The 25,349-nt window shown below is 62.3% G+C and carries 30 protein-coding genes; 11 read left to right on the top strand and 19 right to left on the bottom strand.

Annotated features, from left to right (window positions below; genetic code table 11):
- Nucleotides 1-4: 4 nt before the first annotated feature.
- The 3 genes from AB8A33_RS10945 to AB8A33_RS10935 all read right to left on the bottom strand — a co-directional run bounded on the left by AB8A33_RS10945 (nt 5) and on the right by AB8A33_RS10935 (nt 1,792).
- Nucleotides 5-262 (bottom strand): hypothetical protein, encoded by a 258-nt coding sequence (locus AB8A33_RS10945; protein WP_439092743.1) that lies wholly within the window; start codon nt 260-262, stop codon nt 5-7.
- 92 nt (nt 263-354) lie between these two features.
- Nucleotides 355-1,203, bottom strand: a complete 849-nt coding sequence (panB, locus tag AB8A33_RS10940) for a 3-methyl-2-oxobutanoate hydroxymethyltransferase (RefSeq protein WP_439092742.1) — start codon at nt 1,201-1,203, stop codon at nt 355-357.
- Nucleotides 1,204-1,207: 4 nt separating this feature from the next.
- Nucleotides 1,208-1,792 carry an NnrU family protein gene (locus AB8A33_RS10935; protein ID WP_439092741.1) on the bottom strand — a complete coding sequence of 195 codons (585 nt, stop codon included), beginning with the start codon at nt 1,790-1,792 and terminating at the stop codon, nt 1,208-1,210.
- Between the two features lie 150 nt (nt 1,793-1,942).
- Between AB8A33_RS10935 and AB8A33_RS10930 the strand changes: the two genes are divergently transcribed.
- Nucleotides 1,943-2,938, top strand: a complete 996-nt coding sequence (locus AB8A33_RS10930; protein ID WP_439092740.1) for a Bug family tripartite tricarboxylate transporter substrate binding protein — start codon at nt 1,943-1,945, stop codon at nt 2,936-2,938.
- A gap of 69 nt (nt 2,939-3,007) precedes the next feature.
- On the opposite strand, the gene AB8A33_RS10925 is transcribed toward AB8A33_RS10930, so the two are convergent.
- Nucleotides 3,008-3,385, bottom strand: a complete 378-nt coding sequence (locus tag AB8A33_RS10925) for a hypothetical protein (protein ID WP_439092738.1) — start codon at nt 3,383-3,385, stop codon at nt 3,008-3,010.
- A 62-nt stretch (nt 3,386-3,447) separates the two neighbouring features.
- Nucleotides 3,448-4,053 carry a hypothetical protein gene (locus tag AB8A33_RS10920; protein WP_439092736.1) on the bottom strand — a complete coding sequence of 202 codons (606 nt, stop codon included), beginning with the start codon at nt 4,051-4,053 and terminating at the stop codon, nt 3,448-3,450.
- Nucleotides 4,054-4,249: 196 nt separating this feature from the next.
- Here AB8A33_RS10920 and AB8A33_RS10915 point away from each other — a divergent pair, with 196 nt between their 5' ends.
- Together AB8A33_RS10915 and AB8A33_RS10910 are read left to right on the top strand one after the other, a co-directional pair.
- Nucleotides 4,250-4,915, top strand: a complete 666-nt coding sequence (locus tag AB8A33_RS10915; RefSeq protein WP_439092735.1) for a VOC family protein — start codon at nt 4,250-4,252, stop codon at nt 4,913-4,915.
- A 51-nt stretch (nt 4,916-4,966) separates the two neighbouring features.
- Entirely contained in the window at nt 4,967-5,422 is a 456-nt protein-coding gene (locus tag AB8A33_RS10910; protein ID WP_439092733.1) for an SRPBCC family protein, read from the top strand.
- 166 nt (nt 5,423-5,588) lie between these two features.
- On the opposite strand, the gene AB8A33_RS10905 is transcribed toward AB8A33_RS10910, so the two are convergent.
- Nucleotides 5,589-7,208 carry a peptide chain release factor 3 gene (locus AB8A33_RS10905; protein ID WP_439092732.1) on the bottom strand — a complete coding sequence of 540 codons (1,620 nt, stop codon included), beginning with the start codon at nt 7,206-7,208 and terminating at the stop codon, nt 5,589-5,591.
- A 183-nt stretch (nt 7,209-7,391) separates the two neighbouring features.
- On the opposite strand from AB8A33_RS10905, the gene sugE reads away from it, so the two are divergent.
- A complete protein-coding gene (gene sugE, locus AB8A33_RS10900) occupies nt 7,392-7,706 on the top strand; it encodes a quaternary ammonium compound efflux SMR transporter SugE (protein WP_093758260.1) in 315 nt (104 codons plus the stop codon).
- Nucleotides 7,707-7,712: 6 nt separating this feature from the next.
- Here the strand turns inward: sugE and AB8A33_RS10895 are convergent, their stop codons facing one another.
- From AB8A33_RS10895 to AB8A33_RS10860, 8 genes are all read right to left on the bottom strand, one after another.
- Nucleotides 7,713-8,729, bottom strand: a complete 1,017-nt coding sequence (locus AB8A33_RS10895; protein WP_175366181.1) for an inorganic phosphate transporter — start codon at nt 8,727-8,729, stop codon at nt 7,713-7,715.
- Between the two features lie 14 nt (nt 8,730-8,743).
- On the bottom strand, nt 8,744-9,388 hold the full coding sequence (locus tag AB8A33_RS10890; protein ID WP_439092731.1) for a DUF47 domain-containing protein: 645 nt from the start codon (nt 9,386-9,388) through the stop codon (nt 8,744-8,746).
- A 199-nt stretch (nt 9,389-9,587) separates the two neighbouring features.
- A complete protein-coding gene (locus AB8A33_RS10885; protein WP_439092730.1) occupies nt 9,588-10,556 on the bottom strand; it encodes a branched-chain amino acid ABC transporter permease in 969 nt (322 codons plus the stop codon).
- A gap of 1 nt (nt 10,557) precedes the next feature.
- Complete coding sequence (locus AB8A33_RS10880) at nt 10,558-11,433, bottom strand: branched-chain amino acid ABC transporter permease (protein ID WP_439092729.1); 876 nt, start codon at nt 11,431-11,433, stop codon at nt 10,558-10,560.
- 66 nt (nt 11,434-11,499) lie between these two features.
- The gene (locus AB8A33_RS10875; protein WP_439092727.1) at nt 11,500-12,720 is read right to left on the bottom strand and encodes an ABC transporter substrate-binding protein; all 1,221 of its coding nucleotides are present in this window, start codon (nt 12,718-12,720) and stop codon (nt 11,500-11,502) included.
- Nucleotides 12,721-12,757: 37 nt separating this feature from the next.
- Entirely contained in the window at nt 12,758-13,981 is a 1,224-nt protein-coding gene (locus AB8A33_RS10870; RefSeq protein ID WP_439092726.1) for an ABC transporter substrate-binding protein, read from the bottom strand.
- A gap of 69 nt (nt 13,982-14,050) precedes the next feature.
- The gene (locus AB8A33_RS10865) at nt 14,051-14,782 is read right to left on the bottom strand and encodes an ABC transporter ATP-binding protein (protein ID WP_439095907.1); all 732 of its coding nucleotides are present in this window, start codon (nt 14,780-14,782) and stop codon (nt 14,051-14,053) included.
- A 7-nt stretch (nt 14,783-14,789) separates the two neighbouring features.
- The gene (locus AB8A33_RS10860) at nt 14,790-15,545 is read right to left on the bottom strand and encodes an ABC transporter ATP-binding protein (protein ID WP_089263895.1); all 756 of its coding nucleotides are present in this window, start codon (nt 15,543-15,545) and stop codon (nt 14,790-14,792) included.
- A 405-nt stretch (nt 15,546-15,950) separates the two neighbouring features.
- Between AB8A33_RS10860 and AB8A33_RS10855 the strand changes: the two genes are divergently transcribed.
- The gene (locus AB8A33_RS10855) at nt 15,951-16,553 is read left to right on the top strand and encodes a hypothetical protein (RefSeq protein ID WP_439092725.1); all 603 of its coding nucleotides are present in this window, start codon (nt 15,951-15,953) and stop codon (nt 16,551-16,553) included.
- Between the two features lie 3 nt (nt 16,554-16,556).
- Here AB8A33_RS10855 and AB8A33_RS10850 read toward each other — a convergent pair whose 3' ends face one another.
- Nucleotides 16,557-16,904 carry an ArsC family reductase gene (locus tag AB8A33_RS10850; RefSeq protein WP_439092724.1) on the bottom strand — a complete coding sequence of 116 codons (348 nt, stop codon included), beginning with the start codon at nt 16,902-16,904 and terminating at the stop codon, nt 16,557-16,559.
- Nucleotides 16,905-17,046: 142 nt separating this feature from the next.
- A complete protein-coding gene (locus AB8A33_RS10845) occupies nt 17,047-17,622 on the bottom strand; it encodes a DUF308 domain-containing protein (RefSeq protein WP_439092722.1) in 576 nt (191 codons plus the stop codon).
- Between the two features lie 179 nt (nt 17,623-17,801).
- On the opposite strand from AB8A33_RS10845, the gene AB8A33_RS10840 reads away from it, so the two are divergent.
- The 3 genes from AB8A33_RS10840 to AB8A33_RS10830 all read left to right on the top strand — a co-directional run bounded on the left by AB8A33_RS10840 (nt 17,802) and on the right by AB8A33_RS10830 (nt 19,062).
- Complete coding sequence (locus tag AB8A33_RS10840; protein ID WP_439092721.1) at nt 17,802-18,275, top strand: MarR family winged helix-turn-helix transcriptional regulator; 474 nt, start codon at nt 17,802-17,804, stop codon at nt 18,273-18,275.
- Nucleotides 18,276-18,347: 72 nt separating this feature from the next.
- Nucleotides 18,348-18,506 (top strand): DUF5993 family protein, encoded by a 159-nt coding sequence (locus tag AB8A33_RS10835; RefSeq protein WP_439092719.1) that lies wholly within the window; start codon nt 18,348-18,350, stop codon nt 18,504-18,506.
- A 7-nt stretch (nt 18,507-18,513) separates the two neighbouring features.
- Complete coding sequence (locus tag AB8A33_RS10830) at nt 18,514-19,062, top strand: disulfide bond formation protein B (RefSeq protein ID WP_439092718.1); 549 nt, start codon at nt 18,514-18,516, stop codon at nt 19,060-19,062.
- A gap of 26 nt (nt 19,063-19,088) precedes the next feature.
- Here AB8A33_RS10830 and AB8A33_RS10825 read toward each other — a convergent pair whose 3' ends face one another.
- Entirely contained in the window at nt 19,089-20,666 is a 1,578-nt protein-coding gene (locus AB8A33_RS10825) for an ABC-F family ATP-binding cassette domain-containing protein (protein ID WP_439092717.1), read from the bottom strand.
- Nucleotides 20,667-20,828: 162 nt separating this feature from the next.
- Between AB8A33_RS10825 and AB8A33_RS10820 the strand changes: the two genes are divergently transcribed.
- The gene (locus AB8A33_RS10820) at nt 20,829-21,491 is read left to right on the top strand and encodes an HD domain-containing protein (RefSeq protein WP_439092716.1); all 663 of its coding nucleotides are present in this window, start codon (nt 20,829-20,831) and stop codon (nt 21,489-21,491) included.
- 9 nt (nt 21,492-21,500) lie between these two features.
- On the opposite strand, the gene AB8A33_RS10815 is transcribed toward AB8A33_RS10820, so the two are convergent.
- Entirely contained in the window at nt 21,501-22,007 is a 507-nt protein-coding gene (locus AB8A33_RS10815; RefSeq protein ID WP_439092715.1) for a cytochrome P460 family protein, read from the bottom strand.
- A 12-nt stretch (nt 22,008-22,019) separates the two neighbouring features.
- The gene (locus AB8A33_RS10810) at nt 22,020-23,087 is read right to left on the bottom strand and encodes an alpha/beta fold hydrolase (protein ID WP_439092714.1); all 1,068 of its coding nucleotides are present in this window, start codon (nt 23,085-23,087) and stop codon (nt 22,020-22,022) included.
- A 190-nt stretch (nt 23,088-23,277) separates the two neighbouring features.
- Between AB8A33_RS10810 and AB8A33_RS10805 the strand changes: the two genes are divergently transcribed.
- Both AB8A33_RS10805 and AB8A33_RS10800 read left to right on the top strand, forming a co-directional pair.
- Nucleotides 23,278-24,858, top strand: a complete 1,581-nt coding sequence (locus tag AB8A33_RS10805; RefSeq protein WP_439092713.1) for a winged helix-turn-helix domain-containing protein — start codon at nt 23,278-23,280, stop codon at nt 24,856-24,858.
- Nucleotides 24,855-25,346 (top strand): peptide deformylase, encoded by a 492-nt coding sequence (locus AB8A33_RS10800; RefSeq protein WP_439092712.1) that lies wholly within the window; start codon nt 24,855-24,857, stop codon nt 25,344-25,346. The genes AB8A33_RS10805 and AB8A33_RS10800 overlap by 4 nt, the downstream gene beginning before the upstream one ends.
- Nucleotides 25,347-25,349 lie beyond the last annotated feature (3 nt).

Below are 25,349 nucleotides of genomic sequence, written 5' to 3'. Positions count from 1 at the left end.
CGCGTCAGTTCATGCCGCCAGCGCCGCCGCTGGTGCGGCCATTGGCATTGGACCCGGCGCTGTTGTCGCCGAAGGCTGAGTTGGCGTTGTTGCCGCCCAGCGCCGCATTGCCGCGGGTGTCGTTGAGCGGGCCGACGACCGGGCGCGGCTCCTCGACGCGATAATGGGGCTTGCGCTCCTTTTTGGCCGGATCGGCGTAGGAAACCGCGGGAAGCAGCGCCAAAATGGCGACAAAGCTCAGGAATTTCAAGGCCTTCATCATCAACATCCTTCGCATTGCCCCTGCTCTTTCAACCCCAGCCGAACCGCAAAATTCCTGCGAAAATCCTGCGGCCGTCTTGCGTCAAACTTGCGTCAGCCCTTCGGCTTGCCGCCATAGACATGTTCCGGTCCCGGAAACGCGCGCGAGCGCACGTCCGTTGCGTAACCCTCGATGGCCGCCTCGATCATGGGTCCGAGATTGCCATAGCGCTTGACGAATTTCGGCACCCGCGCCGATAGGCCGAGCATGTCTTCGAGCACCAATACCTGACCGTCACAAGCTGGGCTCGCGCCGATACCGATCGTCGGGATCGGAATCGTCTCGGTGATCTTTCGCGCGAGCGGTTCAGCCACCGCTTCGATCACCACCGAGAACGCGCCGGCCTGCGCCACTGCAATCGCATCGTTCTGGATCGGACCCGGCACATTCTCACCGCGCGAGATCGCTTCGGCTTCTTCCTTGCCCTGCGAGCGGAACGAACCGAGCGCGGCGATCGACTGCGGCGTCAGGCCGATATGCGCCATCACCGGGATGCTGCGCTCGGTGAGGAAGGCAATCGTCTCGGCCATGCGCGCCCCGCCTTCCAGCTTCACCGCGCCGCAATGGGTCTCTTTCAGGATGCGCGCGGCGGAATGAAACGCCTGTTCCTTCGAGGCTTCATAGGATCCGAACGGCATGTCGACCACGACCAGCGACTGCTTGGAGCCGCGCATCACCGCGTGGCCCTGCAGGATCATCATCTCGAGCGTTACGGGGATCGTGGTCTCGAAACCGTGCATCACATTGCCGAGCGAGTCGCCGACCAGGATCACGTCGCAATAGCGATCGACCAGCGAGGCCGTATGCGCATGATACGAGGTGAGCATCACGATCGGCTCACCGTTCTTGCGCGCGAGAATATCCGGTGCGGTCTTGCGCCTGATGGCCGACTGAACTGACATGACCTTAAGCTCCGAACACGGGAACGCCGATCACCACCGGATGGAAGGCGAAACCCAAAGCGATATAGGCCACGATGCCGACCGCGACCGCAATCGCGTCATTCATCGGACCGCCCACCGGGATCGGCGGACCGCCGGCATCGGCGCGGTGCTTCAGCGAAATGCGATCGATCACCGCCCAGGCCAGGAACGATCCGAACAGGATGATCGAGCCGAGATCGCCATTGGCGAGCAGATGCGCGGCGGCCCACAGCTTGATGCCGGCGAGCATCGGATGTTTAAGCGTGGTGTAGATGCGACCGCGGATATAGGCCGCGGCGACCATGATCACCGCCGGCAGCATCAGCGCGACGGTGATGTGCTTCATCGCCAGCGGCGGCGTCCAGACATTGATCCAGCCGGTCGCGCGATATTGCGCGAAGCCCCAGATAATCAGCGCGAGACCGACGGCGGAGATCAGCGCAAAGCCGAGCTTGTAGCCGCTCTCACCGAGGCGGGCGATCAGCTCTGCCCGCGCCTCGCGCCTGGTGATGAACAGGTGAATGCCGAGAAACAGCACGAGGCCGAGGATCATCACGATCAGTCCCATGATGTTCAGTCCTCTCGCCCGGGCGGTTGCGTGCCGGATGGGTTGCCCGCCCTGAAATTCCCACTATGGTCCCGCCCGGCCAGCGGATTTTAGCCGCCTTTGGCGCCGGTCAGATGGTTTCCGGGTATCACTTTTCAGGGGACGCACGCAATGCTGCGAAACGACACGACACCTGCCCGCTTTCGCCTTGCGCTCGCAGCGCTGCTGTTCGTCGCGCTGCCTTTCGCGGCGCACGCGCAGGCGCCCGTCTGGCCGCCCAAGCTTGTTCGCATCATCGTGCCGTTCGGCGCCGGCGCGAGCCCCGACATCGTCGGCCGCGTGCTCGCTGACAGTCTGCAGGCGCGGCATCCCGGCACCAATTTCGTGGTGGAGAATAAGCCCGGCGCCTCCGGCAATATCGGCACCGACGCTATCGCCAAATCCACTCCCGACGGTTCGACCATCGGCATCTCGCTCGGCGGCCCGCTCGCCATCAACACGCTGCTGTTTGCGAAGCTGCCCTACAATCCCGACACCGACATCGCGCCGATCACTCTGCTGACGCAGCTCCCGAGCGTGCTCGCGGTGCCGACCAGCCTCGGCGTCAACACCGTCGCAGAATTCCTCGCCAAGTCCAAAGCCGATCCGAAGGGCCTCGGCTACGGCTCGATCGGCGTCGGCACGCTCTCGCAGCTCTGCATGGAAGCGATCGCGCAGAAGGCCGGCGCCAATATGGTGCACATTCCCTATCCATCGTCGCCCGCCGCAACCACCGCGCTGATCCGCGGCGATGTGCAGGTCGCGTGCCTGCCCGCCATCGGCGTGACGCCGCAGCTCTCCACCGGCGCCGTGAAGATCCTCGCCGTCACCACCGCGAAGCGCTCGCCGTTCCTGCCGGATGTCCCGACGCTGACCGAGAGCGGCATCGACGTGCAGTCCGACGCCTGGAATGCGCTGGTCGGTCCGGGCGGATTGCCGAAGGATGTGGTGGCGACGATCAATGCGGAAGTGACGGAGACGCTGGCCGAGCCCGCCGTCGTCGAGAGGCTGAAGCTGCAGCTCATCACGCCGTCACCAACCACGCCCGATCAGCTCCGCAAGCGCATCGCCGACGAGAAAGCGCTGTGGGCTGAGGTGATCAAGGCGGCGAAGATCAGGATCGATTGAGGTCTAACCTCTCCCCGCTCCCGCGCGAAGCGAAGTTTCGCTAGGCGGGGAGAGATTAAGCAAGTCACCTCACACGAACCGGCAGTTTCGCGCGGTTTGCGCCATGCCGGACGACGACGAGGTCGGGATGCTGTAGCTCGCCTCGCTCGGCGTTTGGCCGCGCGCGGGGATGATCACCGTGCCGTGGTCCTTCACCGAGCCCTTGGCGTTGGTTACCGTGACGTCGATGCCGCAGGCGATCTTGCGGGCGCAGTTGTTCTCGAAATCCATCTTGAACGAATACTTGCCGTTGTCCTGCCAGAACCCGACATACTTGTCGCCGACGCAGGCCTTGGCTTCCTCGGTCCAGTTGTCGGCTTCAGGCCAGAGCAGCAAGGCGCTGCCGCCGGTGAGCGCACCGACAGCGCCAACCATCGTCGCAATCAACACGAGCCTGCGTTTCAGCATCGCCGCCTCCGGAGTGGTTTCCCCTTCGTCGCGGCGGGTGGCGCAGCGGTTCACGCCACACGCTACTTCCCGGACTGCTTCTCCAGCTCCCGGTTATCGACATAGCGGATCATGATCGGCCGCCCGGCGATCGCGCCGCCAAGACCCTTGGTCAGCTTCAGCGGCAGGCAGCCATCGAGCGAACCGTCGATGGCCTTGAGATAGGTGCCGCGCGTGTCCTGCGGCGCATCCTTGCTCGCGAATGTTACGCGCGGCGGCGCGATTGGCCTGCCCGCCGTGTTGAACGAGAACATCACCGACATCTGCATCCCTGCACGCGCAACGTCCGTCGCGGGCGGCGACCAGCACGACCGCAAGGCTGCGAACAGGTCGCCGATCGTATCGAGATCATGATCGGGTCGGCGGTAGAGAGCCTGCTGATCACCCGGCGGCACGCTCAGCACCGTGACCTGCAGGTTTTGCCCGATCGGATAATCGATTTCGGGAATGCACGGCCCGTGATCGAACACGCTGCAGGTTGACGGTGTGCACGGCTCGCCATCAAGAACGCTGCACGGCCTGTGCGAAAAGGGCACTGCATCGCCCGCGCGAAGCCGCCGCGCCTCCGCCTGGCCAGCGAATGCCATCAGAACGCCGGCGATCAACAGCAACGTAAGGTTCCGTGTCATTCGGACACCCTTGCAAATGCGCCCTCACCTGAAATGATACAGGCGTGTGGCATCATCAAGATCGGGATGGGTCACAACCGCAAGAGCAGACCAACAAACGGAACGCCGGCCAAACGACCGATTGCAGACATTGTTGCGCCTGCGCGCAGCCCGGCACCACACGTCGTCGTCACACCCCAACCTCAGGAGACCTGACATGAGCAGTCCCCAGGTGCATCGTGATACGTCCGTCACCATGAAGCTCGAAATCGTCGTCATTCCCGTGTCGAATGTCGACACGGCCAAGAGTTTTTACGCAAATCTTGGCTGGAGGCTCGACGCCGACTTCGTGGTCGGCGACGACTATCGCGTGATCCAGTTCACACCGCCGGGTTCGGATTGCTCGGTCATCTTCGGCAAGAACGTCACTGCCGCGACGCCCGGCTCGGCGCAAGGTCTGTATCTGATCGTCTCCGACATCGAAGCCGCCCGTGCGGACCTGCTCGGCCGCGGCGTCAAGGTGAGCAACGCCTTCCACGCCGGAGATGTCAATGTTGGGCCGGACCAACCCTATTTGTTCGGGCGGCTTCGAGTGAATGGCCCGGATCCCGCGCGCGCCAGCTATCGCTCCTTCGCATCATTCAGCGACCCGGACGGCAACGGCTGGCTGTTTCAGGAGATCACCGCGCGACTGCCCGGACGTGTCGATGCCAGCGCCACGACGTTCAACTCCTCTGCTGACCTTGCAGCCGCCTTGCGACGGGCGGCGGCCGCGCATGGTGAGCACGAGAAACGCACTGGCGGCCAGCATGACGAGAACTGGCCGGACTGGTATGCCGACTATATCGTGCGCGAGCGGACCGGCGAGTCGTTGCCGACATAGCGGCCGCATCGCACGGCGCATGGAATACGTACACGACAAGGGAAATGCCGGATGACCACGACCGTATCGACGCATCCGTTCGAGCGCAGCCATTCCATCGTGATCGCGGCTGCGCCCGAAGTCGTGTTCGATTACGTCACCAATCCCCGGTCATGGCCGCAATGGCTGCCGTCCTCGCACGACATCGAGTGCGAGGATCGCCCGATGCGCTTCGGCGACACGTTTCACGAACACTGGTCGACGCGGTCGGGCCCGGTGGCGCTGGACTGGCTGGTGATCGCCTGCGAACGTCCGCGGCTCTGGATCGGCCTGACGCATATGAGCGTCACCGGCCCGATTGTCGTGCAGTATGTGTGCGCCGAGGTCGACGGCGGCACGAAATTTACGCGTACGGTGCGCAACCCAGCGCGGCCGAAGGCACCAACGGCGGAAATGATTGCGCGGATCGATGAGGAAGCGGAACTGGGGCTGGCGAATATCAAGAGGATCGTGGAATCTCGTACCTAAGGCTGTACCTTAAGGTCGCACGCAGGAATCCTTTTTTAAGAGTTCAGCGATACGGTTTTCTCAAGCGGTTCATGTATTGCGTACCGCTAGCAGGTCAAGATCCGCCGGAGCGACCCGGCGGGTCGTCCTCGCTCGGTAGGGAGACGGCCGCCCAACGCGCAAGCACTCACCCCTGCTTCTTCACGTCCTTGATATCCGAGAACACAATCCCCTCTGCGCGTTCCTTCGTATAGTTCAGATAGAAGTCGTTCTTAGCCAGGAACACCGGATCGCCGTCGACATCATCCGCGACGCCGGAATTGTTATTGGACATGAAAGTCTCGAGCTTCTTCTTGTCTTCTGACGAGATCCAGCGCGCCAGCGAGAATTCCGAGACTTCGAAACTCACCGGCAACTGATATTCCGCGTCCAGCCGCGCCTTCAGCACGTCGAGCTGCAGCGGGCCGACGACGCCGACCAAAGCCGGTGCGCCGTCGCGCGGGCGGAACACCTGCACGACGCCCTCTTCCGACATCTGCTGCAAAGCCTCTTTCAGCTTCTTGGCCTTCATCGCATCGCCGAGGCGCACGCGGCGAACGATTTCCGGCGCGAAGGATGGCACGCCGATGAAGGTGATGTCCTCGCCGTCGGTCAGCGTATCGCCAATGCGCAGCGTACCATGATTGGGAATGCCGACCACGTCGCCTGCATAGGCTTCGTCCGCAATGGCGCGGTCCTGCGCGAAGAAGAACTGCGGTGATGACAGCGACATGTTCTTGCCGGTGCGCACCAGCTTGGCCTTCATGCCGCGCGTCAGCTTGCCGGAGCACAGCCGCGCAAAGGCAATGCGGTCGCGGTGGTTGGGATCCATGTTCGCCTGGATCTTGAACACGAAGGCCGACATCCGGGGCTCGTCGGCCTCGACCTTGCGGACATTGCTCTCCTGCGCGCGCGGTGGAGGCGCGAAACGGCCGAGACCTTCGAGCAGATCGCCGACACCGAAATTGCGCAGCGCGCTGCCGAAATAGACCGGCGTCATGTGGCCTTCGCGGAACGACTGCAGGTCGAACGGTTTTGAGGCTTCCTTTACCAGTTCGAGTTCGTCGGCGATCTCAGAAGCATCGAGATTAGCGTTGCGGCCGGCGAGATCGGCAATCTTGATCTTCTCGGCCGCCCCCGTTTTGGCGCCGCCGCCTTCCAGCAAACGAATGCCGCCGGTCTCGATGTCATAGGTGCCCATGAAATCGCGGCCGCGGCCGACCGGCCAGTTGATCGGCGTGGTGTCGAGCGCCAGCGTCTTCTCGATCTCGTCCAGGAGATCAAACACATCGCGGCTCTCGCGGTCCATCTTGTTGACGAAGGTGATGATCGGGATGTCGCGGAGACGACAAACCTCGATCAGCTTCAGCGTCCGCGCCTCGATGCCCTTGGCGGCGTCGATCACCATCACGGCCGAGTCGACCGCGGTGAGCGTGCGATAGGTGTCCTCCGAGAAGTCCTCGTGGCCCGGCGTGTCCAAGAGGTTGAAAACGTGACCCTGGAATTCGAAGGTCATCACCGAGGTGACCACCGAGATGCCGCGGTCGCGCTCGATCTTCATCCAGTCGGAACGCGTGTTGCGGCGCTCGCCCTTGGCCTTCACCTGCCCGGCCAGATTGATGGCGCCGCCGAACAGCAGCAGCTTTTCGGTCAGCGTAGTCTTGCCGGCGTCGGGATGCGAGATGATCGCGAAAGTGCGGCGGCGGGCGACCTCAGTGGCAAGCGGGGAACGCGCGGCTGAGTCGGCGGAAAGGGCGATATCGGACATAAACGTGCCTGTGGCAGGGAAAACGGGCGCAATCAAGGGATTTTGGGCGGGAAACTGGCCGAAGTGGCGACCATCGGCCGCGTTGCGATCCGGCTGCGTGGGTCCCATATAACCCCTGCGAGGACGACCTCCAAATCATCATCATCCGCAGGGACGGCCCTGCCTGTTTACAGGGGTCATCCCATGGCTTGGCTATTGTTGTTCGTTGCGGGTCTGCTTGAAGTCGGCTGGGCCGTCGGGCTCAAATATACCGAAGGCTTCACCCGCCTCGTCCCCTCCGTCCTGACCCTGATCAGCATGACCGCGTCCGTCGGCATGCTCGCCCTCGCCCTCAAGGAACTGCCGATGGGAACCGCCTATGCGGTGTGGACCGGCATCGGCGCGGTCGGCACCGCGGCGCTGGGCATGTACCTGTTCGGCGACCCGGCGACGGTGGCGCGGATCACCTGTATCGGGCTGATCGTGGCGGGTATTGCCGGGCTGAAGCTGGTGTCCTGACCTGCGTCAGATAAAGCTGAGATGGAGCAGCTTCACGATCCAGTAGGTGGCTGCGGCGACGATCGCCGCGGCCGGGATCGTGATCACCCAGGCATAGACGATCGAACTCGCCACGTTCCAGCGCACCGCTGACACGCGACGTGCCGCACCGACGCCGACGATCGCGCCGGTGATGGTATGCGTGGTCGAGACGGGAACACCGAGGAACGTCGCTGCGAACAGCGTCGCCGCGCCGCCGGTCTCGGCGCAGAAGCCCTGCATCGGCGTGAGTTTGGTGATGCGCAGGCCCATGGTGCGAACGATGCGCCAGCCGCCCATCAGCGTACCCAGCGCCATCGCCGCCTGACATGACAGCACGACCCAGAACGGCACCGAGAACTCAGTGCCGAGGTGGCCCTGCGAGTACAGCAGCACCGCGATGATGCCCATGGTCTTTTGCGCGTCGTTGCCGCCATGGCCGAGCGAATAGAGCGAAGCCGAGACGAACTGCAGAATGCGGAAGGCGCGGTCCACGGCGAAAGGCGTCGAGCGCACCGAGGCCCATGACACGATGGCCACCAGCACCAGCGCCAGCAGGAAGCCCACCAGCGGCGACAGCACAATGGCCAGCAGCGCCTTGGACAGTCCGGTCCACAAGGCCGCAGAGAGACCTGCCTTGGCAACACCTGCTCCCAGCAAACCGCCGATCAGCGCATGCGACGAGCTCGAGGGAATGCCGAGGCCCCAGGTGATCACGTTCCAGACGATGGCACCCATGAGTGCTGCGAAGATCACCGCGGGATCGATGACGCTGGGCTCGATGATCCCGGTGCCGATGGTGTTGGCGACATGTAGACCGAACACTAGGAAGGCGATGAAGTTGAAGAATGCCGCCCACAACACCGCATATTGCGGCCGCAGCACGCGCGTCGAGACGATCGTCGCGATCGAATTGGCGGCATCATGCAGGCCGTTGAGAAAGTCGAACAGCAGTGCGATGGCGATGAGGCCGATCAGCACCGGAAAGGCGAGCGTGGCGTCCACCTGATGGCCCTGCCTTATACTTGTTCGATGACGATGCTGTTGATCTCGTTCGCGACGTCGTCGAAGCGGTCGGCCACCTTTTCAAGGTGCTTGTAGATCTCGGCGCCGACCACGAAATCCATGGTGTTGGCGTCGCGATGCTTGAGAAAGAGCTCCTTGAGCCCGATGTCGTGCAGATCGTCGACGCGGCCCTCGAGCTTGCCGACCTCTTCCGTGATCGCGGTGAGCAGGCCGACATTGTCGCCGATGGCGCTCATCAGCGGCACGGCGCGACCGACAAGGTTGGCGCACTCGACCAAGAGGATCCCGATCTCGCGCATCGGCGGCTCGAACTGGCGCACCTCGAACAGCATCACGGCCTTGGCCGTCTGCTGCATCTGGTCGATGGAATCGTCCATCGCCGTGATCAGATTCTTGATGTCAACGCGGTCGAACGGCGTGATGAAGGTACGGCGGACGGCGGTCAGCACCTCGCGGGTGATGGCGTCGGCGTCGTTCTCGAACTGGTTGACGCGCTGGCAGTAGACCGGTGTCTCGTCGCCACCTTCCAGCATCCCCGCCAGAGCCTTGGCGCCCTCGACCACGGTCACTGAATGGCGGGCGAACAGGTCAAAAAACCTTTCCTCCCGGGGCAGAAAGGACCGGAACCAGCGCAGCATCATCTCATCCAACTGTCAGGAAAACGCAGCGACCGGACCGCCGGATGGCGAACATAGTCCCGCGGGGCCACCACCGGGCGGCCCTGTGTCACACGGCTGTCATAAAGCATTTCCGGTCAAGACGGGCAATCGCGCACCTTTTAGGCGCGATCATCCACCGCTTTATGACACCCTGCTTTTCCTGAGGCAGTGCACGGATTTAGAGCGACCGCTTGAAGTAATGCGCGATTTCGCCGATGACACCGCGGCGGAAGGTCAGCACGCAGACCACGAAGATCACGCCCTGAATCACCGTCACCCACTGGCCAAAGCCGGCGAGATACTGCTGCATGGCGATGATCACGAAGGCGCCCACCACCGGCCCGAACAGCGTGCCGAGGCCGCCGACCAGCGTGATGAGCACGATTTCACCGGACATGCTCCAGTGCACGTCGGTAAGCGAAGCGTTCTGCGCCACAAACACCTTCAGCGCACCGGCGAAGCCCGCCAGCGTGCCGGACAGGATATAGGCCAGCAGCTTGTACTGGTCGGTCTTGTAGCCGAGCGATACCGCACGCGGCTCGTTCTCACGGATCGCCTTGAGCACCTCGCCGAATGGCGAGTTGATGGCGCGGTAGATGATCAGGAAGCCCAGCGTGAAGCCGGCGAGGATCACGTAATACAGCGTGATCGGCTTCGACAGATTGAACAGGCCGAACAGCATGCCTTGCGGAATGCCCTGGATACCGTCTTCACCATGGGTGAACGGCGTCTGCAGATAGACGAAGTATAAGAGCTGCGACAGCGCCAGCGTGATCATGGCGAAGTAGATGCCCTGACGGCGAATGGCGATCAGGCCGGTGATGACACTGAGCGCGGCCGCCGCGACCACACCGACAACAATGCCGAGTTCGGGTGTGAGACCCCACACTTTGAGCGCATGCGCCGTGCAGTAGCCGGCGGTGCCCAGGAACATCGCATGGCCAAAGGACAGCAAACCACCGTAGCCGATCAGGAGGTTGAAGGCGCAGGCGAGCAGCGCGAAGCACAGCGCCTGCATCACGAAGAACGGATAGACGCCAGTGAGCGGCACGACCAGCAACAGCGCGGTCATGATCGCAAAGGCGACCATCTCGTCTTTGACGGCGCGACGGGGTGACGGAATGGCGTTTTCAGTGATCGTTGTCATATCAGGCAGCCCGTCCCGTCAGTCCGGAAGGTTTCACAAGGAGCACCAGCACCATCAGCACGAAGACGACGGTGTTGGAGGCCTCGGGGTAAAAATACTTGGTCAGACCCTCGATGATGCCGAGGGCGAAACCGGTGATGATAGAGCCCATGATCGAGCCCATGCCGCCGATCACGACGACCGCGAACACGACGATGATCAGGTCGGCGCCCATCAGCGGGCGAACCTGGTTAATCGGCGCCGACAACACGCCGGCGAGTGCCGCGAGACCGACGCCAAGACCGTAGGTCAGCGTGATCATCAGTGGCACGTTGATGCCGAAGGCGCGGACCAGCGTCGGATTTTCCGTCGCGGCGCGCAGGTATGCGCCGAGCCGCGTACGCTCGATCAGGAACCAGGTCGCGATACAGATCACCAGCGAGAAGATGACGACCCAGCCGCGATAGATCGGCAGGAACATGAAGCCGAGATTCATGCCGCCCTTGAGCGCATCCGGGATCGCGTAAGGCAGACCCGACGAGCCGAAATAATTCTGGAACACGCCCTGGATGATCAGCGCCAGACCGAAGGTCAGCAGCAGGCCATAGAGATGGTCGAGATTGGCGATCCATTTCAGCATGGTGCGTTCCATCACCATGCCGAACAGGCCGACCGCCAGCGGCGCCAGAATCAGCGCCGGCCAGTAGCCGATGCCGGCCAGATTGAGCAGGAAGTATGCCGCAAACGCGCCCATCATATAGACGGCACCATGGGCGAAATTGATGATGTTCAGCATGCCGAAAATCACGGCGAGGCCGAGACTTAACAGCGCATAGAACGAGCCGTTGATGAGTCCGACCAGCAATTGCGCAGACAGGGCCTGTAGATTGATCGACATGATGTTCTCAACTTTTATCGCAGGAAAGTCTTGGCCCGGCAGCGCGGCGCCGCCGGGCCAACGATCTTATTTCTTCAGCAGCGCGCAGGTGCTCTTCTCGATCGGTGTAAAGGCCTGATCGGCCGGCACTGTACCCGCAAGCTTGTAGAAATCCCACGGCGCCTTCGATTCCGACGGCTTCTTCACTTCGAACAAATAGCCTGGGTGAATCTTGCGGCCATTGGCTTCGATCTTGCCCTGCCCGAACAGCGGATCGTCGGTTGGCAATTCCTTCATCTTGGCGACGACCTTGGCGCCATCATGTGGATTGCTGCCGAGCGCTTCCAGCGCCTTGAAGTAGTGGATCAGACCCGCATACACGCCGGCCTGCACCATCGACGGCGGAGCGCCGTTCTTCATGCGCGCCGCGAACTTCTTGGAGAATTCGCGGGTCTTGTCGTTCAGGTCCCAGTAGAAGGTCTCGGTGAAGCTGAGGCCCTGCGCGGTTTCGAGACCGATCGCCTTGACGTCCGTGATGAACAGCAGCAATGCCGCGAGCTTCTGACCGCCCTTGGAAATGCCGAATTCAGCCGCCTGCTTGATCGAGTTGGTGGTGTCGCCGCCGGCGTTGGCCAGACCGATGACCTTGGCTTTCGACGACTGCGCCTGCAGCAGGAAGGACGAGAAGTCCGCGGTGTTGAGCGGATGCTTGACGCCGCCGACGACCTTGCCGCCATTGGCCTTGACGACCTCGGTCGTATCACGCTCCAGCGCGGCTCCGAAGGCATAGTCGGCCGTGAGGAAGAACCAGCTGTCGCCGCCGGCCTTCACCATCGCCTGCCCGGTCGAATGGGCGAGCATGTAGGTGTCGTAGGTCCAGTGCACGGTGTTCGGCGAACACTGCGCATTGGTGAGATCCGACGTCGCGGCGCCCGAATTGATGTAGACGCCGTTCTTCTCCTTGACGATGTTGTTCACCGCCAGCGCGACACCGGAATTCGGCACGTCGACGATGGTGTCGACCTTGTCGACGTCGAACCACTGCCGCGCGATGTTGGAGCCGATATCCGGCTTGTTCTGGTGATCGCCGGAGATGATGTCGATCTTCCAGCCCTTGGCCATCAGACCGGAATCCTCGGCCGCCATCTGGGCAGCGAGCGTCGAGCCCGGCCCGCCGAGATCGGCGTAAAGGCCGGACTGATCGCTCAGCGAGCCGATCTTGACGGTCTTGTCCTGCGCCATGGCGATGCCCGCCATGGCCAGCGAAAGCGCCGTGCCGAGAAGTGCGGTCGAAATCTTGTTTTTCATGACTTCCTCTCAATGATTTGGACGACGGGCTTCTAAATTAGGTCTTCTTCAAAAGCGGACAAGCGCTCTTGTCGAGCGGCGTGAAGGCCTGATCGGCAGGGATCGTCGCCACCAGCTTGTAGTAGTCCCATGGTCCCTTCGACTCTTCGGGCTTCTTGACCTCAAACAGATAGGCTGGGTGCAGCTTGCGGCCGTTCGGCTGGATCGTGCCCTTGCCGAAGATGATGTCATCGGTCGGAGCCGCCTTCATCGCATTGACGATCTTCAACCCGTCATGGGAGTTGCCGCCCATGGCATCGAGCGTCTTGAAGTAATGGATTAGGGACGAATAAACGCCAGCCTGCACGGTGGTCGGCATGTTCTTGTTCTTCATGCGCGCCTGGAAGCGCTTGGAGAACCCGCGCGTGCCGTCGTTGAGATCCCAATAGAACGTCTCGGTAAAGCTCAGACCATTGGCGACCGGCAGTCCGAGCGCATGGACGTCGGTAATGAACATCAAGAGGCCAGCCAATTTCTGCCCGCCCTTGATGATACCGAATTCCGACGCCTGCTTGATCGAGTTGATAGTATCGCCGCCGGCATTGGCGAGGCCGATCACCTTGGCCTTGGACGCTTGCGCCTGCAGCAGGAACGACGAAAAGTCCGCCGTGTTGAGCGGCGGCCGGACGCTGCCGATGATCTTGCCACCCTTCGCAGTGACAGCGTTGGTGGTATCGCGCTCCAGCGCGGTGCCGAAAGCATAATCCGCCGTCAGGAAGAACCAGGTGTCACCACCGTTCTTGACCATCGCCGAGCCGGTGCCGTTGGCGAGCTGAAAGGTGTCGTAAGCCCAGTGAATGGTGTTGGGCGAACACTGTGCGTTGGAGAGATCGGAGGTGCCTGATCCCGAATTCAGATAGACGCCGTTCTTTTCCTTGACGATATTGTTGACCACAAGGCCCACCGACGACGTCGGCACATCGACAATGGCATCGACCTTGTCGACGTCGAACCATTGACGCGCGATGTTGGAGCCGACGTCGGGCTTGTTCTGGTGATCGCCGATCACGACGTCGATCTTCCAGCCCTTGGCCAAGAGCCCGGAGTCCTCGACGGCCATTTGGGCCGCGACCACCGAACCCGGACCGGTCACGTCGGCATAAAGACCCGACTGGTCGTTCAACACGCCGATCTTGGCGGTCTTGTCCTGGGCGAACGCAAACGAGCTTGCGCTCATCATCAACGCAAAACCCAGCAGCGACGTCGAAACGGCTTTTTTCATTCTGTGCTCCCTACCCGTATTGATGGTTGTGTCTATCGTCGGACCGTTGGCTCGGTCCGTTATTCGATATTAGACGCCGAGATACGTATGCAGCTTGTCCATATTCGCCGAGAGCTCGGAATTGGCGAAGCCATCGATGATCTTGCCGTGCTCGACGATGTAGTAACGATCCGCCACCGTGGCGGCGAAACGGAAGTTCTGTTCGACCAGCAGGATGGTGAAGCCCTCCGACTTGAGCCGCGCAATGGTGTGGCCGATCTGCTGGATGATGACGGGCGCCAGACCTTCGGTCGGCTCGTCCAGCATCAGGAAGCGCGCACCGGTGCGCAGAATGCGCCCGATCGCCAGCATCTGCTGCTCACCGCCGGAGAGTTTTGTCCCTTGGCTGTTGAGACGCTCTTTCAAGTTTGGAAACAGCTCGAAGATCTGATCCAGCGACAACCCGCCCGGCCGGATCGTCGGCGGCAGCATCAGGTTCTCTTTCACGTCGAGGCTGGAGAAGATGCCACGTTCTTCCGGACAGAATGCGATGCCCTGCTTCGCGATCTTGTCCGACGAGGTCTTGATGATCTCGTTGCCTTCGAACTTTATCGAGCCGGTGCGCTTGCCGATGATGCCCATGATGGACTTCAGCGTCGTGGTCTTGCCGGCGCCGTTGCGGCCGAGCAGCGTGACGACTTCGCCTGGCTTCACATTGAAGTTGATGCCGTGGAGAATGTGGGACTCGCCGTACCACGCTTCCAGATTCTCGATGGTGAGAACGGGATTGCCTGTCGCTGCAGTTTTTGCCGGTGCAGCCATTGTGATCTCAGCCATGCCCGGCTCCCAGATAAGCTTCCTTGACGCGCTCGTCCTTGGTGAGGTCGGCATAGCTGCCTTCCGCAAGAACCTTTCCGCGAGTCAGAACGGTAATGATGTCCGACAGGTTGGACACGACGCTGAGGTTATGTTCGACCATCAGGATGGTGTACTTCGCCGAGATGCGCTTGATCAGCGCGGCGATCTTGTCGATGTCCTCGTGGCCCATGCCGGCCATCGGCTCGTCGAGCAGCATCATCTCGGGATCGAGCGCCAGCGTGGTGGCGATCTCCAAGGCCCGCTTGCGGCCATAAGGCATTTCCACCGCGGGCGTATTCGCAAATTCGCTGAGGCCGACGTCGTCGAGCAGTTCAGCGGCGCGTTGATTGTACTGATCCAGCACGCTCTTGGAGCGCCAGAAGTCGAACGACGATCCATGCTGACGCTGCAGTGCAACACGCACATTCTCCAGCGCCGTCAGATGCGGAAACACCGCGGAGATCTGGAACGAACGTACCAGGCCAAGGCGCGCCACGTCGGCGGGCGCCGTCGCGGTGATATCCTTGCCCTTGTAAAAAATCTGGCCGGCGGACGGCTGCATGAACTTGGTCAGCAGATTGAAACACGTCGTCTTGCCGGCCCCGTTAGGGCCGATCAATGCGTGAATGGTGCCCCGGCGAACTTTGAGACTGACATCGCGGACTGCGAAAAAGCCCGCAAATTCCTTGGTCAATCCGTTGGTTTCGAGAATGAACTCATCGGTCAAGCAAATTTCCCCCATCGACCTTCCCGGCGCGTGTCTTCGCCAGTGGCCAACTTTTTGCGCAGCCGCATTTCGGGGAAAACTGAAAGTCATCCCCGCGCGGCCACATCGAGTGGCGCGAATATGCCGTCAACGCGACGGCGAACGCAAGGTGCAATGCGGCAGAATTGGGTGGACCGCCTGTCGCACTGACTTCGCCCTTAGTCGTAGGCAGTTAGCTCCCTGCGCATGCAGAAAGCAGGGTCCGCCTGCGACCGGTCTACCGCGCAGATCGCGCCACCTGTTTGCGCCGCAAGGAGCTTTGAAAATCGCTCGTTAATTGTATTGCGAGGCGACTTCCCGCGTTCATTGATTATTTGCTCGCTGTACTCATACTCCCCCTCGATCGATATCAGGGGGATCGTTGCCGTGGACTTCCAGAGCGCCGACGCGTCCGTGGTGAAGTCCATTCGGCAGCGCGATCTGCTGAACTGCTGGCTACGGCTCTATGCGCCGCAACAGGCCCTGCCCGATATCGCCAACTATCACCCGGATCGGATGGACGACGAACGCCCCGATCTCGTCGACTACATTGTTGATCACAGCACGGCACCGCCGCGGCTCATCATCGACAGCAACGGCACCCGCATGGCGAGCGCCTATGGTACCACCGGCAAGGGCCGCTATCTCGACGACTATCTCGGCCCGATCCTCGGTCCTGTCGTGCTGCCGGCCTATCATGAATGTATCGAGCGCGAACTGCCGACTTACACCGTCTCGATGATCGACGATGTCAACGGTCGTGTTGTCGCCTATGAGCGGATGCTGATGCCGTTCTCATCGGGTGACGGCGTCACCCACATCATCGCGTCGCTCAAGACGATCAGCGAGGACGGTGGCTTCGAGATCCGCAACCTGATGCGCGGCCATCACAGCGTGCCGGTGCCGAAACTCCGGGCGGTGATCGATCGCAGCCTGTCCTATCGTGCGCCGCACCGGCTCGCGGCCGGCGACGTCGTCGAGATCGACTGATCGCTATTTTACGTCTTTTGCGTAAATCTCCGGCTTGAAGCCGACCACGAGCTTGCTGCCAAGATCGAGCACAGGCCGCTTGATCATCGAGGGCTGCTCAAGCATCAGCGCGATTGCCTTACTCTCGTTCAGACCTTCCTTGGCAGCGTCATCGAGCTTGCGGAACGTGGTGCCGGCGCGATTGAGCAGCATCTCCCAGCCGACCTCCTTGGCCCAGCGCTGCAGCCGCGCCTTGTCGATGCCCTCGGCCTTGTAGTCATGGAAGCTGTAGGCGACATCGTGGCTATCGAGCCAGGCGCGCGCCTTCTTCATCGTGTCGCAATTCTTGATGCCGTAGATGGTGATGGCCATGAGATGTCGCCGTGCCTGCCAGGAGTGATCGCCGTTCTGACCTGACTAGCAGATCGGGCAGCGGCGGCTGACAGCAAATCCGCGATCATCCACAGAGGCCACCGATGATGCTGGCCGGCATCATCGGCTTGTCCTCCAGATCTCAGGCCGTGCGCCTGCGGTTTGCGAAGATCAGCCACAGCGCCGACACCAGGAAATAGAAGGCGCCGAAGCCGGCATAAGGCGCGATATCCGTGATCGCCGGCACTGCCGCACCGCCGGCACTATGCACAAACACCGCCCCGGCCAGGATCGACTGCGCTCCACTCAGGATCATCGCCCATTGCGCGCCAAATTTGCGCCAACGGCGAATGCCGGTGACGAGTTGCGCCAGACCTGCCAGCGCAGCCCACACGCCGAACACGGCGAGCACGGCGTTCATCCCCGACCGCAAAGCAACGGCGACAGCTAGCGCAGCAAAAAGGCTGACGACGACATTCAGTGCCTGTGACGGATTGGCCAAAAGCCCGCCGCTGCCATTGGCATCGAACCAATTCGCCAGCGCGTCCCAGGCGGGATAGCTGACCAGCAGCACAGCCGCTGCTGCCGGATTGGAGGTGCCGACCGCGACGGCAGCCGCCACCCAGGCCACCGCCACGATGCCGCGGACGAGGTAATAACGTACGAGATCTCCGGCTGCCACAGCCTGCAGACCGGCGGTTCCCTGTTGAATGGTCATGTTAATCTCCATCGAAGCTGGGACCGGGCTTCCTCAACCGACATGGCGAATGAACTCGGCCGCATTACATATTGCGATAACTAATATCGCGATATTCTTATCTGGCTGGATCACTCATCTTGTCCAGCATTATTTATCGCGATATACATTATTGTGATATTGACGTGAGGAGAATTGCCATGGTGCCCGCCGACATTCCGCTGGATCACCAGCTCTGTTTTTCGCTCTACAGTGCCAGCATGGCCATCGGCCGGGCCTACAAGCCGCTGCTCGACGCGCTGGAGATCACCTACCCGCAATATCTCGTACTGAGCACATTGTGGGAGGGCGGCGCACAGAGCGTTGGTGGCATCGCCGACCGGTTGGCGCTGGAATCGAGCACGGTCACACCGCTGGTGAAGCGGCTCGAACAGGCTGGCTTCGTCGCGCGCAAGCGCAATCCGGAAGATGAGCGGCAGGTCGTCGTCAGCCTCACTGCCAAAGGCATGGGTCTGCGCGAAAAATCCCGCTGCCTTGGTGAGACGTTGTTCGCCGCGGCCGGCATGACGCCAGAACGGCTGATCGCCCTGAACAGCGAAGTCCATGCTTTTCGCGATGCCGTGGCCAACTACACCGGCAAGACAGGCGCAACCGCGACGGAGACCGTCGACTGACGCAGATGATACGCGACAGGCGGCCCGCGAATCTGACGTAAGATACCGGACCCATTCAGCGCCGGAGCGACCATGGAATTCACCGCACTCTTTCTGGCGATCCTCATCACGATGCTCGTCGCATGGTATGGCAGCCGCAGCCTTGCATTCTCTCTGTTCGCCGTTGTGCTCATCGCCTGCGTGGCAACCTTTCTGCACCACGCCACCGACGCGCTGAAATTGTCGTTCTGAGGCCACCATGACTTCACAGCGCGCTATTGCCCTCAACGTCCTCGCGCTCTCCGCCCTTGCGGCCCTGCTTGCCGGCGCCTTTGCTGCACAACTACTGCTCGGCGAACTGCCCTGCCCGCTATGCCTGTTGCAGCGGATCATGTTCGCACTACTCGCCATAGGTCCGATCCTCAACATCCGCTTCGGCCCGCGTCCGAGCCATTACGCACTGTCACTGCTTGCAGCCATCGTCGGCACCATCGTCTCGACGCGGCAAGTGCTGCTGCACATCATGCCCGGCGACGCCGGCTATGGCACGGCGCTGTTTGGCTATCACTATTACACCTGGGCACTGATCGGCTTCATCGCGGCCATCGTTCTGTTGTCGCTGGTGCTGCTGTTCGACCGGCAATTCGAGAAGGCCCCCGCCGCTCACTCCGCGCCCAGTGTCATCGCGCATGTTGCCGTCTGGCTCGTGATCGGCCTGACGGCCGCGAACGTCGCCTCGACCTTGCTCGAATGCGGCTTCAAGGCCTGTGCGGACGATCCGGTGGTGTATGAGCTGCTGAAGCGATAGCCGCCGCGACACTGAATCGCCGTCAGCTATAATTCCAGTCGCCGCGTGATCCCGACATTCTCCAGAAACGTCTCGTCATGGCTGACGATCACGAGCGCACCGTCATAGGCCCGCAGGCCGGTTTCCACGGCTTCGATGGAATCGACGTCGAGATGATTGGTCGGCTCATCGAGGATCAGCAAAGGCGGCGGCGACACGCCGCCCATGACGCAAGCGAGACCGGCGCGCAGCATCTGTCCTCCACTCAACGTGCCGACCATCTGAAGCGCAGCATCGGCGCGAAACATGAATCGCGCCAATGCTGCGCGGCAGCCATTCTCGTCGGCTCGGGGATGAAGCCGCCGGAAATTATCGCGGATCGTCCGCGACGGATCGAGCAGACTAACCTGCTGGTCGAGCATGGCGAAGTCGACCATCATCCGTACCGCACCCGTCATCGGCTGCATCGCGCCGGTGACGAGGCCTAGCAGCGTCGTCTTGCCGGAGCCGTTCGGACCGGTCACCGCGACACGTTCCGGACCAGTGATGACGAAAGACAGATTGCGGATGATCGGCGCCTCTGCTGCATAACTGAAGCTCACATCGTCCATCTGCAGAACCACCCTGCGAGCCGCAAGCGCTGTCGGCGAAACTACAACGGACAACGGCTGCAGGATTTCGATCTGCTCCCGCGCAACAGCCAGCGCATCCTCTGCCCGGGACTGCTGACGCTCTGCCAGCCGCGTCTGCTCGCCGCCTGTATCCTCGCTGCGGTCCTTCATGCCGCCAAGCGCGATCCGCGGCGCGCCGCCTTTTGCACTTTTGATACGCCCTGCCCGATCCCGACGCGCTTGACGCTCGGCCGTCGCCTGTGCCCGCCGCGCAAGATCATCGATATGTTTTTCCGCATCTGACAGATCGCGTTGCGCCGCTACAAGCTCGCGCGTCTTGCACTCGCGATAATGCGTCCAGTTGCCGCCGTAACGCGTGGCACCGAGCGATGACAGTTCAATGATGGCATCCATCGTATCGAGCAATTCGCGATCATGGCTGACGACAATGGCTCCCGCACGCCAGCCGGCGAGCAGATCGATAACCGCCCGTCGGCTGTCACGGTCGAGATTGTTGGTCGGCTCATCGAGCAGCAGAAAATCGGGATCGGCAAAGACCAGCGCCGCCAGCGCGACGCGCGTCCGCTGGCCGCCGGAGAGCACTGACAGTGCAGTATCATGGCTAACGTCGAGTCCAACGCGCCCGAGAGACTGGGCCACTCGTGCTTCGAGATCCCAGTCGGCCAGAGCAAGCTCTTCGGCTGTGGCCGTGCCGGCTTCCGCGCGGGCGAGAAGATCGAGCGCATCGGTGACGCCGAACAGATCGGCGACTGTCTCGCTAGGACGAAGCTGCAGCGCCTGCTGCAACACAGCGAGCCGGCCGTGGACACTCACACTGCTCGGACGAGGTGCGAAATCGCCGGACATCACGCGCAGCAGCGTGGATTTCCCGACACCGTTACGGCCGACCAGGCCAGTGCGCTCGGCGCCGAAACTGAGATTGAGGCTGGTGAAAAGCGAACGGCCGTCAGGCGTCGCGACAGACAGATCGGATACAGTGATGTGGGCAGGCATGGATAAACTTCTCCCGGGAAACAAAGCGAGCTGGCGTTGTCACCTGGGCGAAATCCATCGAAGCACACATCCTGTTGAAATGACGATGGCGGCTGACTAATCGCCAACTGCGGCGCGCTTGTGGCGTTGGCAAATTCGTCCGGTCCCTCTAACAACGACGCCATGACCGAGATCACCGCTATCGCTGCCGCCTTCGCTCCGTTCGAAACGCTGGCCTCTTCGCTTCTGCATCACGTCAAGACCGACGACGGCTCGCATGACGTCGCGCATCTGGCGCGCGTCTGGTCCAATGTCCGCACCATCCAGGAAGTCGAGGGCGGCGATCTCGAAATCCTGGCGGCGGCGACGCTGCTTCACGACTGCGTCGCTGTCGAGAAGAGCTCACCGCTCCGCGCCAGTGCCTCGCGCCTCGCCGCCGAACGCGCGATGACACTGCTCGCCCCGTTCGGCTGGACGACCGAGCGGCTGGACCGCGTTGCCCATGCCATCGCGGCGCATAGTTTCTCGGCGAAGATCGCACCTGAAACGATCGAGGCGCAGATCCTGCAGGATGCGGATCGACTCGATGCCATCGGCGCCGTCGGCATCGCACGCTGTTTCTACACCGCGGGGCGGATGCAATCCTACCTATACGATCCGGAAGACCCGGCAGCACGCCATCGCCCATTCGACGATCGTAATTTTGCGATCGATCATCTTCCGGCAAAACTGCTGACGCTCGCGGAAGGCTTCAACACCGCCACCGGCCGCCGCATGGCGCAGGAACGCCACGCGCGGACCGAGGCTTTCCTGACGGCGTTTCTGGCCGAGGTCGGCGTTTCGTGAAGGGGGCGCTTACGGCGCCCACTTCGTGAACACGTAATCCCGCTCCTTCACGCGCGCCTCGTGACACGCAAAGCAGGTCTCATGCTGCGCCTGATCGACCGGCTTGCCGTCGATGAAGCGGCCGAAGCCCCAGCCGCCTGACGCGGCATATTTCTTCGAATCCTTCACCATCACCTGCACCGTGGTCGCGGCGCCGGGGATCGAGGCGGATTCGAATTCCGGCGACTGGGTGTGCTTCCAGGCCAGCTTCACCAGCACCGTGCCATCGGGAAACGGCAGCTTGCCATCCTGGTAGGCTTTGATGGCGATGTCGTTGCCCACCACGGCGCGCAGCTCATTCAGAGGCTCAGCCTCCTGCGCGGGCGCGATCAGTTCCCATTTGCGGTAGCCGTCGGAAAGGCCGACGCCGTAGATCGGCGACAGGTTGGCGGGATTGGCCGTGTTGGCGGCAAAGGCCGCCAATACCCCGGATGACACCACACCTGCCGCGAGGCTCGCTGCAAGAATCCATCGCATCGCGGATCTCCTTCAGCGCGCCATCGCGTCGGCATCAATGATCGCCTGGGCGAATTCACGCGGCGCTTCCTGCGGCAGGTTGTGACCGATGCCGCCGTTCACCGTGCGATGCTCGTACTTGCCGGTGAACTTCTTCGCATAGGCCTTGGGATCGGGATGCGGCGCGCCGTTGGCATCACCTTCCATGGTGATGGTCGGCACCGTGATCACGGGTCCCTGCGCCAGCCGCTTCTCCAGCTCATCATATTTCGCCTCGCCCTGGGCGAGTTCGAGCCGCCAGCGATAGTTATGGATGGTGATGGCGACGTGATCGGGATTCTCGAACGCCTTGGCCGAGCGGTCATAGGTGGCGTCGTCGAAATTCCACTTCGGCGAGGCCAGCTTCCAGATCAGCTTGGCGAAGTCGTGCCGGTACTTGTCATAGCCCAGCCGGCCACGCTCCGTGGTGAAGTAGAACTGGTACCACCATTCCAGCTCCGCCTTCGGCGGCAGCGGCATCCGGTTGCCCTCCTGGCTGCCGATCAGATAGCCGCTGACAGCGACCAGCGCCTTGACCCGCTCGGGCCAGATCGCGGCGAGAATGTCGGCCGTGCGGCCACCCCAGTCGTAGCCGCCGACCACGGCCTTCTCGATCTTCAACGCGTCTATGAAATTGATGATGTCGGTGGCCAGTGCCGCCGGCTGGCCATTGCGCACCGTCGCATCGGACAGGAAGCGCGTCCCGCCATAGCCGCGCAGATAAGGGATGATGACGCGGTAGCCGGCGGAGGCCAGCAGCGGCGCGACATCCACATAGCTGTAGATGTCATAGGGCCAGCCGTGCAGCAGCAGCACAACGGGGCCGTTGGTCGGACCGTCCTCGGCATAGGCAACACTGAGGTCGCCAGCATTGATTTGCTTCAGCGGCTTGAACGACGTATGCGTGCCGCGCTTGACGGCGGGGAGCTGCTTGCCGGCCTTCGCGGCCTGCGCCGCCGCCGGGCCAATGCCTGCGAACGGCGCCGCTGCCAGGCCCATGATGGCCGCGCCCAGCAGGCTGCGGCGATTGAGGTGGGGGCTATTGGGACTGTCGTTCGTCATGGTGCGCTCTCCGGGCAATGACGGCTGCGGCCGTCGATGCACGGACCATGCCCCCGCGCCGGCATCGCCGCTTGAAGAATCCGTGGGTTTTCTCTTCAGAACGCCATGATTTGTCGTTGAGACGGGGTGTGCTAGGGGACGTTCCTGCGCACAAGGCCTTGGCGCGACAACAGGTATTGGACCCCCTATCTTGCTGTTCCGGTTCGACGAATTCGTCCTCGACACTGACCGGCGGGAGCTGCGGCGGGGCACGGACACGGTGGCGGTGGAACCGCAGGTGTTCGACGTGCTGGAATTCCTGATCCGCGCGCGGGACAAGGTCGTCAGCCGTGACGATCTGCTGGCCGAAGTCTGGCATGGCCGCATCGTGTCCGAGGCGACGCTCAGCAGCCGGGTCAACGCGGCCCGCACCGCCGTCGGCGACAGTGGCGAGCAGCAGCGGCTGATCCGCACCTTGCCGCGGAAGGGGTTTCGTTTCGTCGGCGAGGTCATCGAACAGACCGACACCCCCTCTCCACTCGTAGTGACGGCGCCTGCAACTGCACTCCAGCCCGCTACCGCCGATCCCGAAGGACTCTCGATCGCGGTGCTGCCCTTCACCAATATGAGCGCCGACCCCGAGCAGGATTATTTTGGCGACGGCATCGCCGAGGAGATCATCACCGACCTGTCGCGTTGCAGTGGCCTGTTTGTGATCGCGCGCAATTCGTCCTTCACTTACAAGAACAAGCCGGTCGACATTCGCGAGGTCGGCCGCACGCTCGGCGTCAATTATGTGCTGGAAGGCAGCGTCCGCCGTGTCGGCGAACGGCTGCGTATCATCGCGCAACTGATCGATGCGCGCTCAGGTGCACATCTGTGGGCCGACCGTTTCGATGGTGACCGCAGCGACGTGTTCGACCTGCAGGACCGCATCACTGAACGCGCCGTGGCTGCCATCGAGCCGACACTGCGCATCGCCGAGATCGAACGGCACAGGCACAGCCGACCGAACAAGCCGGATGCCTATGATCTGCTGCTGCGCGCCTCAGGTTACGAACACGACTTCACGCCGGAGAGCATGACCGCCGCGCTGGATTGCCTGCATCAGGCGCTTGTGCTGGATCCAACCTATGCGCCGGCGATGGCGGCGGCGGCCTATTGCCATGCGCAGCGTCACTTCCAGGGCTGGATCAGTGCTGACGATGCCCATCGCGCCGAGGGTCTCGCGCTCGCGCAACGCGCCATCGAGCGGATGCCGAACGATCCGCAGATCCTCTGGATGGCTGCCTTCGCGATCTGGAATCTTGCAGAGACGCAGACCGCCAAGGATGCGGCCATCGAATTGTTCAGCCGCTCACTCGCGATCAATCCCAACTCCGCCACCGCACTTGCACTGGCCGGCTGGATCGAGACCATGCGCGGCCAGCAGCAGGCCGGCCGCGCCCTGCTCGATCGCGCAAGGCGTCTCAACCCGCTCGATCCGCACGGCTGGTTCGTTTCCGGTGCGCTGGCGATCGCGGCGATCATCGACGAAAATTATTCCGAGGCGATCGCTTGGGCGGACAAGGCGCTGCTGCAGAACCGACGTTTCGCCGTCGCACTCCGCGCGCTCGCCGTGGCGCTCGTCAAAACCGGCGCGCACGAACGCGCGGCGCAGGTGGTCGAGGAACTGCTCACCATCGAGCCGGAGCTAACAGTCTCCGCTTTCTTTGCGCGCATCCCCGTCCCCGTGGAGTCGATGGCGCAAACCTATGCCGCCGCCCTGAAAGCCGCGGGGCTGCCCGAATGACCATCCGCCCGATCGTCCGCTATCCCGACCCGCGACTCGCGCAGCCGGCCGCACCTGTCACGGTGTTCGGCGATGCGCTGCGCGCGCTCGCCGACAATCTGCGCGACACCATGCATGCCGCGCCGGGCATCGGCATCACCGCGCCGCATATCGGCCTTTCCCTGCGCGTCGTCGTGCTCGATCTCGGCGATGGCGCCAGGACCTATGTGAATCCGGAGATCACATGGGCCTCGTCCGAACTGATCATGCATCAGGAAGGCAGCGTCTCGATGCCCGGTGTGAATGACGACATCCAGCGCCATGCCCGCATCCGGATCAGCTATCGGGATCTCGACGGCAATATGCAAACAGAAGAGTCCGACGGCCTGCGTGCGGTCTGCCATCAGCACGAGATCGATCAACTCAACGGCATGTTCTGGATTCAACGCCTGTCGCGCCTCAAGCGCGAGCGGCTGATCAAACGGTTTGAGAAGTTGTCGCGCGCCTGAAGC

This window comes from Tardiphaga sp. 813_E8_N1_3 (genome assembly GCF_051811025.1).
Lineage (GTDB): Bacteria > Pseudomonadota > Alphaproteobacteria > Rhizobiales > Xanthobacteraceae > Tardiphaga.
Note: the sequence above shows the minus strand (reverse complement) of the source record. Positions and strands in the feature narration are given on the sequence as shown.

Bases quoted from the DNA above. Each gene is read 5' to 3' on its own strand.
- AB8A33_RS10945 (WP_439092743.1), bottom strand. From the start codon at position 262: ATGATGAAGGCCTTGAAATTCCTGAGCTTTGTCGCCATTTTGGCGCTG.
- panB (WP_439092742.1), bottom strand. From the start codon at position 1,203: ATGTCAGTTCAGTCGGCCATCAGGCGCAAGACCGCACCGGATATTCTC.
- AB8A33_RS10935 (WP_439092741.1), bottom strand. From the start codon at position 1,792: ATGGGACTGATCGTGATGATCCTCGGCCTCGTGCTGTTTCTCGGCATT.
- AB8A33_RS10930 (WP_439092740.1), top strand. From the start codon at position 1,943: ATGCTGCGAAACGACACGACACCTGCCCGCTTTCGCCTTGCGCTCGCA.
- AB8A33_RS10925 (WP_439092738.1), bottom strand. From the start codon at position 3,385: ATGCTGAAACGCAGGCTCGTGTTGATTGCGACGATGGTTGGCGCTGTC.
- AB8A33_RS10920 (WP_439092736.1), bottom strand. From the start codon at position 4,053: ATGACACGGAACCTTACGTTGCTGTTGATCGCCGGCGTTCTGATGGCA.
- AB8A33_RS10915 (WP_439092735.1), top strand. From the start codon at position 4,250: ATGAGCAGTCCCCAGGTGCATCGTGATACGTCCGTCACCATGAAGCTC.
- AB8A33_RS10910 (WP_439092733.1), top strand. From the start codon at position 4,967: ATGACCACGACCGTATCGACGCATCCGTTCGAGCGCAGCCATTCCATC.
- AB8A33_RS10905 (WP_439092732.1), bottom strand. From the start codon at position 7,208: ATGTCCGATATCGCCCTTTCCGCCGACTCAGCCGCGCGTTCCCCGCTT.
- sugE (WP_093758260.1), top strand. From the start codon at position 7,392: ATGGCTTGGCTATTGTTGTTCGTTGCGGGTCTGCTTGAAGTCGGCTGG.
- AB8A33_RS10890 (WP_439092731.1), bottom strand. From the start codon at position 9,388: ATGCTGCGCTGGTTCCGGTCCTTTCTGCCCCGGGAGGAAAGGTTTTTT.
- AB8A33_RS10885 (WP_439092730.1), bottom strand. From the start codon at position 10,556: ATGACAACGATCACTGAAAACGCCATTCCGTCACCCCGTCGCGCCGTC.
- AB8A33_RS10880 (WP_439092729.1), bottom strand. From the start codon at position 11,433: ATGTCGATCAATCTACAGGCCCTGTCTGCGCAATTGCTGGTCGGACTC.
- AB8A33_RS10875 (WP_439092727.1), bottom strand. From the start codon at position 12,720: ATGAAAAACAAGATTTCGACCGCACTTCTCGGCACGGCGCTTTCGCTG.
- AB8A33_RS10870 (WP_439092726.1), bottom strand. From the start codon at position 13,981: ATGAAAAAAGCCGTTTCGACGTCGCTGCTGGGTTTTGCGTTGATGATG.
- AB8A33_RS10865 (WP_439095907.1), bottom strand. From the start codon at position 14,782: ATGGCTGCACCGGCAAAAACTGCAGCGACAGGCAATCCCGTTCTCACC.
- AB8A33_RS10850 (WP_439092724.1), bottom strand. From the start codon at position 16,904: ATGGCCATCACCATCTACGGCATCAAGAATTGCGACACGATGAAGAAG.
- AB8A33_RS10845 (WP_439092722.1), bottom strand. From the start codon at position 17,622: ATGACCATTCAACAGGGAACCGCCGGTCTGCAGGCTGTGGCAGCCGGA.
- AB8A33_RS10840 (WP_439092721.1), top strand. From the start codon at position 17,802: ATGGTGCCCGCCGACATTCCGCTGGATCACCAGCTCTGTTTTTCGCTC.
- AB8A33_RS10835 (WP_439092719.1), top strand. From the start codon at position 18,348: ATGGAATTCACCGCACTCTTTCTGGCGATCCTCATCACGATGCTCGTC.
- AB8A33_RS10830 (WP_439092718.1), top strand. From the start codon at position 18,514: ATGACTTCACAGCGCGCTATTGCCCTCAACGTCCTCGCGCTCTCCGCC.
- AB8A33_RS10825 (WP_439092717.1), bottom strand. From the start codon at position 20,666: ATGCCTGCCCACATCACTGTATCCGATCTGTCTGTCGCGACGCCTGAC.
- AB8A33_RS10820 (WP_439092716.1), top strand. From the start codon at position 20,829: ATGACCGAGATCACCGCTATCGCTGCCGCCTTCGCTCCGTTCGAAACG.
- AB8A33_RS10815 (WP_439092715.1), bottom strand. From the start codon at position 22,007: ATGCGATGGATTCTTGCAGCGAGCCTCGCGGCAGGTGTGGTGTCATCC.
- AB8A33_RS10810 (WP_439092714.1), bottom strand. From the start codon at position 23,087: ATGACGAACGACAGTCCCAATAGCCCCCACCTCAATCGCCGCAGCCTG.
- AB8A33_RS10800 (WP_439092712.1), top strand. From the start codon at position 24,855: ATGACCATCCGCCCGATCGTCCGCTATCCCGACCCGCGACTCGCGCAG.